The sequence below is a fragment of the Pseudophaeobacter sp. 1A09344 genome (assembly GCF_041008745.1).
In the GTDB taxonomy this organism is placed as follows: Bacteria; Pseudomonadota; Alphaproteobacteria; order Rhodobacterales; family Rhodobacteraceae; genus Phycobacter; species Phycobacter gallaeciensis_A.
The window spans coordinates 1-14,451 of the sequence record NZ_JAXGFS010000015.1 but is presented as its reverse complement, the minus strand read 5'-3'; the positions used below and the strand labels follow the sequence as shown (position 1 = coordinate 14,451).

12 protein-coding genes and 2 tRNA genes are annotated in these 14,451 nt (G+C 62.0%); 10 read left to right on the top strand and 4 right to left on the bottom strand.

Features of this window, described 5'->3' with window-relative positions:
- Positions 1 to 100 precede the first annotated feature (100 nt).
- The 3 genes from yidD to rpmH are packed head-to-tail and all read right to left on the bottom strand — an operon-like array spanning position 101 to position 1,012.
- Positions 101 to 367 (bottom strand): membrane protein insertion efficiency factor YidD, encoded by a 267-nt coding sequence (yidD, locus tag SM765_RS20110; protein WP_274836228.1) that lies wholly within the window; start codon positions 365 to 367, stop codon positions 101 to 103.
- Between the two features lie 52 nt (positions 368 to 419).
- The gene (gene rnpA / locus SM765_RS20105) at positions 420 to 845 is read right to left on the bottom strand and encodes a ribonuclease P protein component (RefSeq protein ID WP_065271426.1); all 426 of its coding nucleotides are present in this window, start codon (positions 843 to 845) and stop codon (positions 420 to 422) included.
- Positions 846 to 877: 32 nt separating this feature from the next.
- Positions 878 to 1,012 (bottom strand): 50S ribosomal protein L34, encoded by a 135-nt coding sequence (gene rpmH, locus SM765_RS20100; protein WP_008554144.1) that lies wholly within the window; start codon positions 1,010 to 1,012, stop codon positions 878 to 880.
- Positions 1,013 to 1,433: 421 nt separating this feature from the next.
- Between rpmH and SM765_RS20095 the strand changes: the two genes are divergently transcribed.
- The 10 genes from SM765_RS20095 to SM765_RS20050 all read left to right on the top strand — a co-directional run bounded on the left by SM765_RS20095 (position 1,434) and on the right by SM765_RS20050 (position 13,105).
- Complete coding sequence (locus SM765_RS20095; protein WP_342455905.1) at positions 1,434 to 2,171, top strand: TVP38/TMEM64 family protein; 738 nt, start codon at positions 1,434 to 1,436, stop codon at positions 2,169 to 2,171.
- A 2-nt stretch (positions 2,172 to 2,173) separates the two neighbouring features.
- Complete coding sequence (locus tag SM765_RS20090) at positions 2,174 to 3,592, top strand: dihydrolipoyl dehydrogenase family protein (protein ID WP_274830236.1); 1,419 nt, start codon at positions 2,174 to 2,176, stop codon at positions 3,590 to 3,592.
- A 15-nt stretch (positions 3,593 to 3,607) separates the two neighbouring features.
- Complete coding sequence (locus SM765_RS20085; protein ID WP_274836227.1) at positions 3,608 to 4,993, top strand: sensor histidine kinase; 1,386 nt, start codon at positions 3,608 to 3,610, stop codon at positions 4,991 to 4,993.
- Positions 4,994 to 5,083: 90 nt separating this feature from the next.
- Positions 5,084 to 5,160: transfer RNA gene (locus SM765_RS20080), tRNA-Arg, on the top strand.
- Between the two features lie 90 nt (positions 5,161 to 5,250).
- Positions 5,251 to 5,327: transfer RNA gene (locus SM765_RS20075), tRNA-Arg, on the top strand.
- A gap of 219 nt (positions 5,328 to 5,546) precedes the next feature.
- Complete coding sequence (locus SM765_RS20070; protein ID WP_420480635.1) at positions 5,547 to 6,986, top strand: methyl-accepting chemotaxis protein; 1,440 nt, start codon at positions 5,547 to 5,549, stop codon at positions 6,984 to 6,986.
- A 165-nt stretch (positions 6,987 to 7,151) separates the two neighbouring features.
- Positions 7,152 to 7,904: a 5-oxoprolinase subunit B family protein gene (locus SM765_RS20065; RefSeq protein ID WP_368981776.1), complete on the top strand. Its 753-nt coding sequence runs from the start codon at positions 7,152 to 7,154 to the stop codon at positions 7,902 to 7,904.
- Positions 7,901 to 8,932, top strand: a complete 1,032-nt coding sequence (locus SM765_RS20060) for a 5-oxoprolinase subunit C family protein (RefSeq protein ID WP_274838891.1) — start codon at positions 7,901 to 7,903, stop codon at positions 8,930 to 8,932. Before SM765_RS20065 ends, SM765_RS20060 begins: the two co-directional genes overlap by 4 nt.
- Positions 8,929 to 9,702, top strand: a complete 774-nt coding sequence (locus SM765_RS20055; RefSeq protein WP_065271419.1) for a LamB/YcsF family protein — start codon at positions 8,929 to 8,931, stop codon at positions 9,700 to 9,702. Before SM765_RS20060 ends, SM765_RS20055 begins: the two co-directional genes overlap by 4 nt.
- 190 nt (positions 9,703 to 9,892) lie before the next feature.
- Positions 9,893 to 13,105 (top strand): 2Fe-2S iron-sulfur cluster-binding protein, encoded by a 3,213-nt coding sequence (locus SM765_RS20050; protein WP_274838892.1) that lies wholly within the window; start codon positions 9,893 to 9,895, stop codon positions 13,103 to 13,105.
- A gap of 35 nt (positions 13,106 to 13,140) precedes the next feature.
- Here SM765_RS20050 and SM765_RS20045 read toward each other — a convergent pair whose 3' ends face one another.
- The gene (locus SM765_RS20045) at positions 13,141 to 13,986 is read right to left on the bottom strand and encodes a glycosyltransferase family 2 protein (RefSeq protein WP_274836629.1); all 846 of its coding nucleotides are present in this window, start codon (positions 13,984 to 13,986) and stop codon (positions 13,141 to 13,143) included.
- Positions 13,987 to 14,451: the final 465 nt, after the last annotated feature.

Here is a 14,451-nt window from a genome sequence, read left to right as displayed (position 1 = left end):
CCCGTAGCCTGTCAAAACGGCTTTGCCAAGAAAAAAGCGGGGCACAAGGTTTTGAGCCGAGAGTGCCTGTCGTGGGCGCTGGGTGGGGAATAGCAGCCCCTTAACCCTGTGACTTGCTCTTTTGTTCGGTCTCGTGCTGTGGATCGCTGCCCGGGACCGGATCGTAGCCATCTCCGCCCAAGGGATGGCAGCGGCCGATTCGCCGCAGGATCAGCCATGTTCCCTTTACCGCGCCGTGTTTTTCCAGCGATTCCAGCGCATAGGCCGAGCAGGTGGGTTGATACCGGCAGTTAAAACCGACCCAGGGACTGAAGATCAGCCGATAGGCGCGCACGGGCAGGGCAAGGATGCGGGCAAAGAAGGTCATGTTGATCAAGATAGGAAGCAGGTTGGGCCCGGGGAAGGCCCCGCAGACAGGATCAGCCGTGAATCTTCTTCAGGGCGTAGATCAGGTCGCGCTTCAGCTCTTCGAACGGGCGCTGGGCGGTTTCATTGGCTCGGCCAATGAGAACATAATCCCAGCCGGGGCGGCCGTGACTGGGCAGAATCATCCGAGCCACCTCGCGCAGTCGGCGTTTGGCCCGGTTGCGCGCAACGGCATTGCCGACCTTTTTTGAACAGGTGAAGCCAACGCGAATGCCGCCGGTATCCCGACGGTTGCGGCCCTGGACCATCATGCCCTTGCTGCCCTGACGACGCGCGCGCGCCGCCGCAAGAAACTCGCGGCGCTTGGTCAGCACCTCGATCCCTTGCGGGGATTCGGCGCCGTCTGGACAAACAGAAACCGCCGAAGGCGTGTCCCGGTCGTCGGCAGAGCCGTCTTTGGGGGCCTTCGGCGGTGTCATACCGTCAACGCGGATCAAGCAGTGAGCGCGATTTATGCGCTCAGCTCTTTCCGGCCACGTGCGCGGCGTGCGTTCAGGATCTTGCGGCCTGCCTTGGTGGCCATGCGCGCACGGAAGCCGTGGCGGCGTTTGCGAACCAGGTTCGAAGGCTGATAGGTGCGTTTCATCGCTCCGGTCTCCACATTGTATCTACGGGCAGGGCGTGGAATCGCCTCCCGGGGTCAAATCTCGAAGCCCGGTCATTAGAAGGGATCGGGCGGCAAGTCAAACCCATTGGCCGGTGTTTTCGCCGCTTTTCGCCCCCTCACGCAATATTTATGTCAAAATTCGGGGGCTGCGGCGCTGTCGCGTCACGAAAACCGGTGGGATTGTTACAGGGCGCGCATGTGGACTAGTGGATTTCTCACGAAAAATGTCCGGTGATCAAGCGCCCGTGAACTGCTATGCGTCAGGCTCGTGCCGGGGCCATATTGATCATAGAAAAATGCACCGGAGCAGCGAAAGGCGCCGGGGCAGGCGGATCAAGGGGGGAGGACCTTCCCGGATGGCCGTGCCCTGCCGAACAGTCAAGACATGGGTGAGAGCAAGATGACAGACCTCAAAAAGCCGGGCATCGCGCGGCACCTGCCTTTGATTATCGTGGCTGTGGTCGCGGTGATCGGAGCCGTGACGCTGAAGGATTACCTTACCTTCGACACGCTTCGGGACAATCGGGAGGCGCTGTTGCAGTTCCGTGACGAGAATCTGATCGGCCTCGCGGCGGTTTTTGCGACCGTTTACATCGTCATGGTCGTGTTTTCGCTGCCCGGCGCCGCTGTTGCTTCGGTGACCGGCGGGTTCCTGTTCGGCCTTGCCACCGGGACCACGCTCAATGTGGTCTCGGCCACCATCGGTGCAGCAGGCATCTTCCTGGCGGCGCGCTGGGGGCTGGGCGAAACACTCTCGGCCCGCTTCGAAGCCGCCGAAGGACGCGTGCAAATGTTGAAACAGGCGCTGCGGGAAAACGAGATTGAGGTGCTCCTGCTGTTACGCCTTGTTCCGGCGGTACCGTTTTTCGTGGCTAATCTGCTGCCCGCCATGGTCGGGGTGAAGTTCGGAAACTTCCTGTGGACGACGGCGGTGGGAATCATCCCCGGGGCTATCGTCTTTACCTGGATCGGTGTTGGTGTCGGCGCCGTGTTCGACCGAGGCGAGGATCCCGACCTGTCGCTCCTTTGGGAGCCGCACGTGATCGGCCCGATTCTGGGGCTCTGTGTGCTGGCGGCCATGCCAATCATCGTCAAATCGTTGCGCCGCAAGGGTGCAGGCAAAACGCCGGAGGCATGATCATGCAGCGTATTAAATGTGATCTGCTGGTCATCGGGGCCGGGTCGGGCGGCTTGTCTGTCGCGGCCGGGGCTAGCCAGATGGGCGCCGATGTGGTCCTTCTGGAGGGGCACAAGATGGGCGGCGATTGCCTCAACTACGGCTGCGTACCCTCAAAGGCGCTGCTGGCCAGCGCCAAGGCGGCCTATGGCGCAGCGCATTCCTCGGCCTTTGGGGTGGCAGATCAGGTGCCGCAGGCGGATTACGCGGCGGCCAAGGATCATGTTCAGGATGTGATCGACACCATTGCACCGGTCGACAGTCAGGAGCGGTTCGAAGGGTTCGGGGTGCGGGTGATCCGTGCGCTCGGGCGGTTTATTTCTCCGCGCGAGGTGGAGGCGGGCGATCACGTCATCTCCGCGCGGCGGATTGTCATCGCCACGGGATCGTCGCCGCTGGTGCCGCCAATCCCCGGGCTGGATCAGGTGCCTTACGAGACCAACGAGACCCTGTTTGATCTGCGCGAGCGCCCAGATCATCTGCTGATCATCGGCGGTGGCCCCATCGGTCTGGAAATGGCGCAGGCGCATGTGCGTTTGGGCAGCAAGGTGACGGTGATCGAAGGTGACACCGCGCTGGCAAAGGATGATCCTGAGGCCGCAACCCTGGTGCTGGATCACCTGCGCGCCGAAGGCGTTGAGATTGCCGAACAGGCACTGGCCAGTGAAATTCGCGGCGCGGCGGGGGCTATTGAAGTTGAAGCAAAGGATGGCCGCACCTTCAAAGGTACGCATCTGTTGGTGGCGGTCGGGCGCAAGACCAATACGGAGCGGCTAAACCTGGACGTAGCGGGGATCGAGACCACGCGCTCGGGGATCAAGGTCGATGACAGCCTGCGCACCACCAATCGCCGCGTCTATGCCATCGGTGACGTGGCCGGGGGGCTGCAGTTTACCCATGTGGCGGGATATCATGCTGGGGTGATCATCCGCTCTGTCCTGTTCGGGCTGCCGTCAAAGGCAAAGACCGCCCATATTCCCTGGGCCACCTATACGGACCCGGAACTGGCGCAGGTCGGCCTGACCGAAGCAGAGGCGCGGAAGAAACACGGCAGCAAGCTGGAGATCGCGCGGTTTGATTTCAGCCACAACGACCGCGCCCTTGCCGAGCGCAAGGCGAAGGGTTTCATCAAGGCGATGGTGGTCAAGGGACGTCCGGTGGGGGTCACGATTGTCGGCCATCAGGCAGGCGAGTTGATCAACCTCTGGTCGCTTGTTCTGGCCAATAATATGAAGATGAGCCAGGTCGCGGCCATGGTCTCGCCCTATCCGACGATTGGTGAGGTTAACAAACGGGTCGCGGGGGCCTATTTCTCTCCTCGTCTATTTGATAATCCCAAGGTTGAACGCGTGGTCCGGTTCGTACAGCGCTGGATCCCCTAAGCCGGAAGGGGCGAAATGCTGAATACGCTGTCGGGCAGATTTCTGGTTCTGACCACGGTCTTTGTAATGCTGGCCGAGGTGCTGATCTTCGTGCCCTCCATTTCCCGGTTTCGGCTGGATTACCTGTCGGACCGTCTGGAGCGGGCGCAGCTCGCCTCGCTGGCGCTTCTGGCGGACGACATGCTGGATTCGGAGCTGGAGAAGGAGCTTCTGGCGAATGCCGGAGTCTTCAACGTGGTTCTGCGCCGGGACGAGATGCGCCAGCTGGTGCTGTCCTCGCCGATTCCGCAGCCGATCGAAGGCACCTTTGATCTGCGCATGGCCGGGCCGTTCACGCTCATTTCCGATGCGATGACGCGTATGGTGACGCCCGGAAACCGCATTATCCGGGTCATTGGCGCGCCGGTGCGAGATGCCGGGCTGCTGATCGAAATCACCATGGAGACCGCGCCCCTGCGGTCGGCGATGATCGATTATGGCGTTCGTATTCTGATCCTGTCGGCGGTGATCTCGGTCTTTACGGCGCTTTTGCTGTTCATGGCGGTGCGGGTGTTTCTGGTGCGCCCGATCAAGGGCGTTGTGGGCTATATGCAGCGCTATGCAGCCGCGCCCGAGGATGCGCGGGGAATCATCCAGCCAAACGCAGGCGTAACTGAGCTGCGCGAAGCCGAAGAGGCGCTGATGAAGCTGCAGACCGAGCTGACCCACGCGCTGAAGCAGAAAGAACGGCTGGCGCAGCTGGGCGGAGCGGTGGCCAAGGTTAGCCACGATCTGCGCAATATCCTGACCTCAGCGCAGCTGTTCACCGACCGCATCGAAACCAGCGAGGATCCACTGGTGCGCAGGCTGGCGCCTAAGCTGGTGAATTCCATCACAAGGGCCGTTTCGCTGTGCGAAGGCACGCTGGCCTTTGGCCGTGCCGAAGAACCCGCGCCAACATTTGCTTTCGTCTCCTTGCATGAGATCGCCTGTGACGTCGCCGAAAGCGAGACACTGGCGGCCAGCGGTGGAGAGGTCGAGATCGTGGCCGCGGTCCCGGCCGGGCTGACCGTGCGGGCAGATCAGGAGCAGCTCTACCGGATCGTGATGAACCTGGTGCGCAACGCCCGCCAGGCCATTGCCGCGACCGGAAAGCCGGGGCAGGTCAAAATCACCGCCAGCGAAGAGGATGACGCCTGGACAATCCGGATCACCGATACCGGGCCGGGGCTGCCAAAAAAGGCGCAGGACAACCTGTTCACCCCGTTCCAGGGTGGCGCGCGCAAGGGGGGCAGTGGCCTTGGCCTTGCCATCGCGCAGGAATTGGCGCGGGGCCATGGCGGCGCCGTTTACATGCGTCAGACTGGCCCGGAGGGCACGGTTTTTGAGATCTGCCTGCCCAAAGGAGACGGAGCGTTTTAAGTCGCTCACGCGCCCGTGCGGGTGCGCTGAAACTAATTTCGTTTTTGGGGTTGCGCCTATCTGCGGGTCACATTAAACCCCGCCACCAGTGGACCGATAGCTCAGCTGGATAGAGTACTTGACTACGAATCAAGGGGTCGGGGGTTCGAATCCTCCTCGGTCCGCCACTACCTGAAACACTGAAAATGGTGTGGACGGCGCAGGTTAGACGAATGGTAAATCCGCATTCGTTTGGGAGCCTTAAATCCCGCAGCAGTGGACCGATAGCTCAGCTGGATAGAGTACTTGACTACGAATCAAGGGGTCGGGGGTTCGAATCCTCCTCGGTCCGCCACTGCTTCTCTTCTCCCCTTTACTTTGTTCCGGTGTGGCAGAGACGCCCTCTCGCAGTGGAGCGGGCATGCCGCATTTTCCCGTCGGCATCTATCCCGTCGAAGCGTGAGCTATTCTTTTGCACCGCGGATTTTCTGCAAGCGTTAAAGTTTAGATAGAGATTTCCGGATAGTTTGAGCTTTCAGTACACAACCAATCCAACTCATCGCGGAGCGCTGGAGTGTTTTTTAAAGGTAGGACGCGGGCAGCGCCCGAAAGATCGGAAATGGATCGCGTGCTCGTGGATATGATCGAGCGGACTCAGGCGGTTATCCAGTTCAAAGCTGACGGAACCATCATCTCTGCGAACGAGAATTTTCTTTCGTTGCTGGGATACCAGCTCGACGAGATTGTCGGCAAAAACCATGCGATGTTCGTGGATTCGAAATTTGCGGCAAGCGGGGACTATGCACAGTTCTGGACGGCGCTGCGAGCCGGGCGCAATATGTCGGATCAATATCCCCGGCTTGCCAAGGATGGGTCGGTGGTGTGGATCCAGGCGACCTATGCACCTGTGGTTGGTGCCGATGGTGTGACCGAAAAGGTCATCAAGGTTGCAACCGATGTCACAGCCCGCCGTCGTGCCCTGCAGGAGGTTGCCGCCGGACTTCAGGCGTTGAGCGAGGGGGATCTGCGTCAGCGGGTCAATGTACGCAGCTCGGAAGACACGGTGGTAATCGCCAAGGCCTTCAATCGCTCCATGGAACAGCTGGAAAAGGCCGTTAACACGGTCAAGAATGTGTCTTTCGCGGTGGAGCAGACCGCATCCGAGATCAGTCAGTCGTCCACCGATCTGTCGCATCGCACCGAAAGCCAGGCAGCCACGTTGGAGCAGACGGCGGCGGCTTTGGAACAGCTGACATCGACCGTGCGCGCTGCTGCTGAAGGCGCGCGCAAGGTCGAGGAAATTGTTGGCAACACGCAGTCTGTCGCCGTGCAGAGTGAGCGGGTTGTATCCGATGCCATTGGCGCCATGTCCGCGATCGAAAACTCATCCGAGCGGATCGCCAAGATCATCACTGTGATTGACGAGATCGCCTTCCAGACCAACCTTCTGGCGCTGAACGCGGGGGTTGAGGCCGCCCGTGCCGGAGACGCAGGGCGTGGGTTTGCTGTTGTTGCTGCAGAGGTCCGGGCGCTGGCGCAAAGGTCGGCGACGGCGGCGGGTGAAATCAAACAACTGATCGACGAGAGCAAGGACAATGTCGGCACTGGCGTCGATCTGGTCGGCCGCAGCGGCGAGGAACTGAAGCGAATCGTCGATGCGGTGGGGACGATCTCCGGTCACATTTCCGAGATCGCCACCGGCGCTTCAGAGCAGTCCACCACTCTGGTCGAGATCAGTGCGGGCGTTTCGCAGCTAGATCAGGTGACCCAGCAGAACGCGGCCATGGTGGAGCAGACGACGGCCGCGACACAGATTCTGTCCAACGATGCGTCGCATCTGATGCAAGAGGTGCAGTCCTTCAAGACGCGTCCGGATATCGGCATGGAAACCAAGGGTGAGAGCTCTGGGAAAGGCCCCTCGGCCAAGGCTTCCGCTCCCCGGCCAAGGCCCGCCGCGCCGGTCGCGGTCGGGAACGCTGCCACGGCTGAGGCTGTGCGCTGGGAAGATTTCTGAACCCTCTGATTGACACGCGCCGCCTTGTCTTGGCTGGTTCGCAGATGTCTCCCGTCATGGCGGCGGGGGGCCTCGCGGGGGTCTGATCCCCGCCGACGTGTGAAACTGCTGTGTTGACACTCCCGCCCTGCGCCGCAACGTTTGCGCGCAAAACAGGGGGCATGGATGACTTCGCACGTAGCTTCGGATTTCCCAATGATCCGCACGGTCGACCTGACGGGGATGCTGGTGACCTTTGCCGATGCATTGAGTGAGCCTTCGAACCGGGCGACACTTGCCTTTCGTCAGCGGCTTGAGGCGCTGGGCCTTGATGGCGTGCTTGAAACGGCAACCTCGCTGGCCTCGGTCTATATCCGTTTCGATCCCGCGATCCTTGATCATCACAGGTTACAGGCCCGGCTTGAGGAAGAGCTGAGTACCCGGGATTGGTATCAGCAGGCGCTGCCGCCCGGGCGCAGGTTCTGGCGGGTCCCCACCGTCTATGGCACCGATCTGGCGCCGCAACTGGCAGAGGCCGCAGATGCTGCGGGGATGAGCGAGGCACAGACCATCGACAGTCTGGGATCGGCGCGGGTGCGGGTTCTGACCATCGGCTTTGCGCCGGGGCAGCCTTATCTGGGCCCGCTGGGACCTGAATGGGATCTACCGCGCCAGACCGAGCTGACGCCGATGGTGCCGCGCGGTGCGCTGGTCTTGGCGATCCGTCAGTTCGTGTTGTTTTCTTCTGCCACACCGACAGGCTGGCGCCATGTCGGACAGACGGGTTTCATGATCTTCCGCCCCGAAGCCGAAGCGCCCTTTGCGCTGCAGGCGGGCGATGAGTTGCAGTTCGAACCGGTCTCGCGCGCTGATTTCCTGAAACTGCGAGAGAGTGATGCAGCCATGGGCGGCGCCATCGCAGAGGAGATCCCGGCATGAACGCGCTGAAGGTGCTGAAAATCGGCCCGGCGGCCTCGGTGCAGGATGGCGGGCGTCCGGGTCTACTGGATCAAGGTGTGTCTCGCGGCGGCGCTGCCGATGTACTGGCGTTGGCTGAAGGCGCTGCCTTGCTGCGGCAGGATCCGGGGCTGGCCGCGCTGGAAATGGGCGGCATGGGCGGCACTTTCGAAGCAACAGCGCCCCTGCGCATTGCCCTGACCGGGGCACCGATGGTCGCGACGCTGGATGGGGCGGCGCTGGCGTGGAACGCCAGCCACCGGATCGAGGCTGGACAGCGGCTGGACATCGGCCCGGCCCGGCGCGGTGTTTATGGCTATCTGCACCTAGGGGGCGGTATCGATACGGAGCCGGTGCTTGGCTCCCGGTCCGCCCATGTGGCGGCGGGGCTGGGCCGGGCAGTCGCCGTGGGTGATCTGTTGCCTGCCGGATCGGACGGGCCTGCCGAAACGGGGCTGACCCTTGCTGCAGAAGACCGGTTTCAGGGCGGCGAGCTACGCATCGTGGAGAGTTTCCAGAGCGCGCTGTTCCCACCCGATGTGCGCAACCGCTTCGCGGAGACAGAGTTCACCCGGGGCAGCCGGGCCAACCGGATGGGGGTTGAGATGCTGTCTGAAGGGGAGGGCTTTGCGGCCGCCGGGCAGCTCAACATCCTGTCCGAAGTGATCGTGCCCGGTGATGTGCAGATGACCGGCGACGGTAAACCCTTCGTGTTGCTGCGTGAGGCCCAGACCACTGGCGGATACCCGAGGATCGGGACAGTCCTGCCTTGCGATCTGCCCAAGGTGGCCCAGGCGCAGGCGGGCGCGTCGATAAGGTTCCGCTGGGTCTCGCTGGAGGAGGGGTTGCAGATTCAGGACGCATATGACCGGGCGCTGCGCGCCTTGCCGGGCGGTTGCCATCCTCTGCTGCGGGATCCCGCAGATATTCAGGACCTTCTGTCCTATCAACTTGTCAGCGGTGCGGTCTCTGCTTTGGCCGACCCCTTTGCCATTGGAGGCGATACATGAGCAAAACTGTCGATCTGAACGCGGATATGGGCGAAAGCTTTGGCCCGTGGAATATGGGCGATGATCAGGCGCTGCTGGACGTGGTGTCCTCTGCCAATATTGCCTGTGGGTTCCATGCCGGCGATCCGGATGTGATGGCGCGTACCATGGGGCTGGCCCGCGACAATGGCGTCGGAATCGGCGCGCACCCCGGTTTTCCGGATCTGCAGGGTTTTGGCCGCCGCCGGATGCATGTGCCGCATGAAACGCTGGCCAATCTGGTACGCTATCAGCTGGGTGCAGCGCGCGGCATGGCGGCGGCGCTGGGCACCGAAGTGCGGCACCTGAAACTGCACGGCGCCCTGTCCAACATGGCCTGCACCGACTACGATATGGCGCGGGCTTGCTATCAGGCGGCACTGGAGGTGGATCCGGACATCATCGTCATGGTGCTAGCGGCCACGGCCATGGAAGAGGTGGTGCGGGATCTGGGCTGCAACTGGTGTGGCGAGATCTTCGCGGACCGCGCCTATAACGACGATGGCACCCTGGTTGATCGCAGTCAGCCGGGTGCGGTGATCCATGATCCGGAACTGGCCGGTCCGCGCATGCTGCAGATGGTCACGGAAGGCGCGATCATCACCGAAAGCGGCAAGCGTATCCCGACCGCCATCGACACGATCTGCCTGCACGGGGACACACCGACGGCGGTGTCTCTGGCCCGCGCGGTGCGCGCCAGCTTGACCGAAGGCGGAGTGGATGTCCGCCGTTTCGACGGCCGCACGGGCTGATCCGTCGCTTGGCTGTCGGCCTGATAAGAAGTGGAGAGCTGCGTTACCTAGCGCGTCTCTCATTATTGTTCTTAAATTATTCAGTGACTTAAGTGGATTTTATGTGAAATTGGATATTGGCTGCTACCGATAGGCCTGTACCTGCGGTATAGACTGCGCAGCTTTTTCATTCACAGCAGGATCCGGTGTTATGGCGATGCGTTTCTTCTCTACTCGTGACCGGCCCGTTCATCTGGGGCCTTTCCCGCTTGAGCGGCTGGCGCGGGGCAGGATGCCGGATCTCACTGCGGTGCCTCCGTTTCAGCCGCTGACCTTCAGCCGCCCGGATCTGCCGGGGTCGATCGTCAACGCCATGGGCGATTATCAGGCGATGATGGACGCCATCCGGGATGGACTGGTCAACAAGGTGCAGGCAGGCTGCCCGGAGGATCCCCAGGTGCGGGCAGATCATATCAAGGCGTTTGGCTATTTTGCTGATGCTGCGATGGTCGGGATCGGCCCGGTGCCACAGTCGGCGCATCTGCAGCAACCCTATCGCAATCCGGATATCGACCGGCTGGCCCATGATCTGAAGACCAAGCAGACCAAGACGCTGGCTTCGGGCATTGATATGATCATGGCGGATCTGCGCGATGCCATGCAGGCGCCGCCCAGTGGGATCGGCGGGCATACCCGTGCGATTACCTTCCTTTACGAGATGCCGCGCGACCCGCATCCGGGTGAGGATGGCTGCGACTGGCTGCACGATGCGGAACATCACCGCGCGTGCCTGCGGGCCAGCGAAACCGCCGTGGTGCTGGCCAATTACATTCGCCTGCTGGGCTGGGACGCCAAGGCGCATACCGGCACTTCGGCAGATGTTGATCTCAATCAGTTGGCCGTGGCTGCGGGGCTGGCAACGGTGAATGGCTCCCGTTTGCAGAATCCCTATCTGGGGGATCGCTTTGGCCTTGCGGTGGTGACCACCGATTTCGATCTTGCGATGGATCGCCCGCTGGCGCCAGAAGACCAGCAGCCGGGCCTTTCTACCAAGGGGCCGAAATGGTGGCTTGGCGTTGGCTCGGAACGGTCGGCGCTGAATGGGGATCCCTTTGCTGCGCGGGATTTCAAGGATGGGCCGCATCCCTTTGAAACCCTGAAGCGGGTTGAGACGCCGACCACCTATATCGACGAGGCGCGCGTGGCCCGCGTTCCCAAACGCGCCGACATGTTTGCCCGCAGCCAGTTCGGCGACATGGGCAAGGCAAATCAGAAGGCCGCGACCGGTGGGCTTTATGCGCGCAAGGCGGCGCCATCGATGGCGCAGCGGCGGATGCTGGGGGCCTTTGTCCTGTTGCAGGATGGTGAACCCGCGCAGGGACCGCGCCCCACGGATGCAGAGCGCAACGCGGCCAATGTAAAGGCGGCCAGTTATTGGCTGGGGATCGACGCGGTCGGCATTAGCCGCTGCCCCGACTGGACCTGGTACAGCCATGACGCGACCGGCACGCCCATCGTGCCCGACCACGATCAGGCGATCAGCATGATCGTCGATCAGGGATTTGACACCACCGAGGGCACATCGGGTGATGACTGGATCGCGGTGGCGCAATCCATGCGGGCCTATCTGCGGTTTTCCCTGCTGGGCGGGGTGATCGCGCGGCAGATCCGCAACCTTGGCTACAAGGCCAAGGCACATACCGTGATGGATGGCGAAGTCCTGCAACCGCCGCTTTTGCTGCTGTCGGGGCTGGGGGAAGTCAGCCGCATTGGCGAGGTGATTCTGAATCCCTTCCTTGGCCCGCGCCTGAAATCCGGGGTGGTGACCACCGATATGCCGCTGGCGCATGACAAGCCGATCGACTTTGGCCTGCAGTCCTTTTGCGAGAGCTGCAACAAATGCGCCCGCGAATGCCCCTCGGGGGCGATCACGGCCGGACCCAAGCTGATGTTCAACGGCTATGAGATCTGGAAAAGTGACAGCCAGAAATGCACGACCTACCGGATCACCACGCCGGGCGGTGCCATGTGCGGGCGCTGCATGAAGACCTGCCCGTGGAACCTTGAGGGGATCTTTGCCGAAAAACCCTTCCGCTGGGCGGCGATGAACCTGCCCAAGGCGGCGCCTGCGCTGGCGAAACTGGACGATGCGCTGGGCAATGGTGAGATGAACCCGGCCAAGAAATGGTGGTGGGATCTGGAGCTGGAAGAGGACGGTGGCTATCGCCCGACTCGTCACCCGGTCAATGCCCGCGGTCTGCAAAAGGATCTCGATCTAAAATACGAGGATCAGACTCTTGCGGTCTATCCCGCGCCGCTGGCGCCGCACCCCTGGCCCTATCCGTTCCCAATGGACCGGGAAGCCGGGATCGAGGCCTATCAGGCGATGGTCACCGCCGAAGAATATCAATCCCGCCGGGCGCGCGGGGAAACCGGGGCCTGGGATCACATCTATTCCAATGGCGCGGACAGTCCCGTGTTGCAGGTGGTCGTCTCCAAGGTTGAAGAGATGAGCGCCGATGTCACCAAGTATGAATTCCGCAGCCCCGATGGCAGCGACCTGCCGGAATGGACCGCCGGAGCGCATCTCGACATCGTCGTGGCGCCTGAATTCCTGCGGCAGTACTCCATGTCGGGCGATCCCGCCGACCGGTCAAAGTATCAGATCGGTGTTCTGCGCGAGGATGCAGGGCGGGGCGGGTCGAAACTTCTGCACCGGATCTTTACCGAAGGGCGCCGGATCTTCATTTCCAAGCCGATAAACCATTTCCCGTTGGAGGAGGGCGCTGCGAAGTCCTTCCTGATGGGCGGCGGCATCGGCGTCACCCCGATGATCGCGATGGCGCATCGTCTGCATGCGCTGGGCCGCCCGTTCGAGCTGCACTATTCCATAAGCGACCGCGCAGCGGCGGGATATCTGCCCGATCTTGCGCAGGCGCCTTGGGCGGATCGCGTCCATGTGCATGTCTCGAAGGAAGGCACCCGGGCCGATCTTGATCAGGTTCTGGCGGGCTATCAGGCAGGGTACCACGTCTACACCTGCGGCCCGGATCGCTACATGCAGGGGGTGCTTGAGGCCGCCGAGCGCCAGGGCTTTCCCGAGGAGGCGCGGCATCTGGAGTATTTCTCGGTCCCCGAGGTGCCCGAGTATGAAAACCACCCCTTCACACTGCGCCTGCGCAAGTCTGGGCGGGATCTGCACGTCCCGGCGGACAAAAGTGCGACCGATGTGCTGGCAGAGGCCGGGATCGGCGTCGATGTGAAATGTGCCGACGGGATCTGCGGGGTCTGCAAATGTGACCTCCTTTCCGGAGAGGTCGAGCACCGGGATTTCGTCCTGTCCAAGGCGCAGCGCAAAGGCGCGGTCATCCTGTGCCAGTCGCGCGCAGCACAAAAGGACGGCACCATCGAGGTCGACCTTTAAGGGAAAGAGCGAAAGGGCAGGTCTACCCTCTGCCCTTAGTCTCCCCGGGGCGGAAACCAATCCGGCAGATGCACCCGGCTGTCAAATCGCAGGCTCTTGCTGCGCAGGACCGAGATCCCCTCGTCCCGCACCGGCGATTGCAACGCGTCCCAGGCCGCTGCCTCTGCTTTCTCCCATGGCGACAGTGGCAGATCGGCAAGGGCCGCGTATTGCGCTGCCATTTCCTGATGTGCTTGCTTCCAGGCCTTGCCGGGGGTCCCGGTGCCTTCTGCGCCTGCAACTTCGGTTCGGATGTCGGCCATCTCGGTCGCCGCCTGCCGGTCGGCGAACTTCAGATGCGCAAGATAGACGCCGCGTGGCATGCAATAGGGAAACTCCGCCAGCCGCCTTGGCCGCACCTGTACCCCGTGGCGCCGCAGGTCATGCGGCTGACGCACGGCCCAGGCCTTGCTGTAATGCCCGGAGAACACACCTTGATAGAGAGGCGAGCCGGATGCCTCAACTGGTGCAAAGACATTCACCCCAAGGGCAAAGATGGCGCTGGCCTCTTGTGCGGCCAGCATCTTCGGCAGAGAGGACCAGAGTTGCGGGTCGACGCAGATCAGCTCATCCGCATCGGTCCGGATCACCCAGTCGTAGATCTCCAGTAGGCCGCGCTGAATTCCGTTCAGAAGGCGCCCGCGCCAATGATCGAACCCCTGCAACCGGTCCCGAGGGATCGTGATGACGGATGCCGCCGGGCAAATCTCCTGCACCACCGGGTCCGGCCCATGGGCGACGACAAAGAGATTCTCAGCCCCCAGGGCGCCGGAATAATGTCGGTACCACTGGCGCAAAGCCCAGTAGTCCTTGTGCACCATGGTGATTGCAGCTGCTTTCATGCCTGCACTATGCGCATTCGGTCCTGCTTGGCCAAGTGGATCCTCACGCGACGCCGTAGAGGCAACTGCGGCGGTAGGGGAGGGGGCATATCCTCCGACGTCGCCGCCAGACTGCAGACGATGGCCCGTCGGTTGTTAGCAGAACCGCCGCCGCGGAGGATTCGACTGTTTTGTGACGGATATCAGTCCGAGTCGCTGCCGCGAGTCGCGGGTGTCTTGTGGTCTCATTATGGCATTCGTCTAGATGTGGGGTTTTGTCGCGAGTGAGTCTTTCCACGCGCCCATCTGCTGGGCGGGCATGGGGCGGCTCCTGGCAGTTCTTTGGCGCTGTTAGTTTCATTAAGCCATTGTATTTGCGTGTTATTCCATCTTTCTCCCTGAAAAATGTGTTTTTGTTGATTTTGGGGTTGCGGGTATTTGGAGTTAGGACTAGAACCCCCTTCACCGGCGGCGCTGAGGCGCTAC

Excerpts from the sequence above, each read along its gene's own strand:
- yidD (WP_274836228.1), bottom strand. The coding sequence starts at position 367 with ATGACCTTCTTTGCCCGCATCCTTGCCCTGCCCGTGCGCGCCTATCGG.
- rnpA (WP_065271426.1), bottom strand. The coding sequence starts at position 845 with ATGACACCGCCGAAGGCCCCCAAAGACGGCTCTGCCGACGACCGGGAC.
- rpmH (WP_008554144.1), bottom strand. The coding sequence starts at position 1,012 with ATGAAACGCACCTATCAGCCTTCGAACCTGGTTCGCAAACGCCGCCAC.
- SM765_RS20095 (WP_342455905.1), top strand. The coding sequence starts at position 1,434 with ATGACAGACCTCAAAAAGCCGGGCATCGCGCGGCACCTGCCTTTGATT.
- SM765_RS20090 (WP_274830236.1), top strand. The coding sequence starts at position 2,174 with ATGCAGCGTATTAAATGTGATCTGCTGGTCATCGGGGCCGGGTCGGGC.
- SM765_RS20085 (WP_274836227.1), top strand. The coding sequence starts at position 3,608 with ATGCTGAATACGCTGTCGGGCAGATTTCTGGTTCTGACCACGGTCTTT.
- SM765_RS20065 (WP_368981776.1), top strand. The coding sequence starts at position 7,152 with ATGACTTCGCACGTAGCTTCGGATTTCCCAATGATCCGCACGGTCGAC.
- SM765_RS20060 (WP_274838891.1), top strand. The coding sequence starts at position 7,901 with ATGAACGCGCTGAAGGTGCTGAAAATCGGCCCGGCGGCCTCGGTGCAG.
- SM765_RS20055 (WP_065271419.1), top strand. The coding sequence starts at position 8,929 with ATGAGCAAAACTGTCGATCTGAACGCGGATATGGGCGAAAGCTTTGGC.
- SM765_RS20050 (WP_274838892.1), top strand. The coding sequence starts at position 9,893 with ATGGCGATGCGTTTCTTCTCTACTCGTGACCGGCCCGTTCATCTGGGG.
- SM765_RS20045 (WP_274836629.1), bottom strand. The coding sequence starts at position 13,986 with ATGAAAGCAGCTGCAATCACCATGGTGCACAAGGACTACTGGGCTTTG.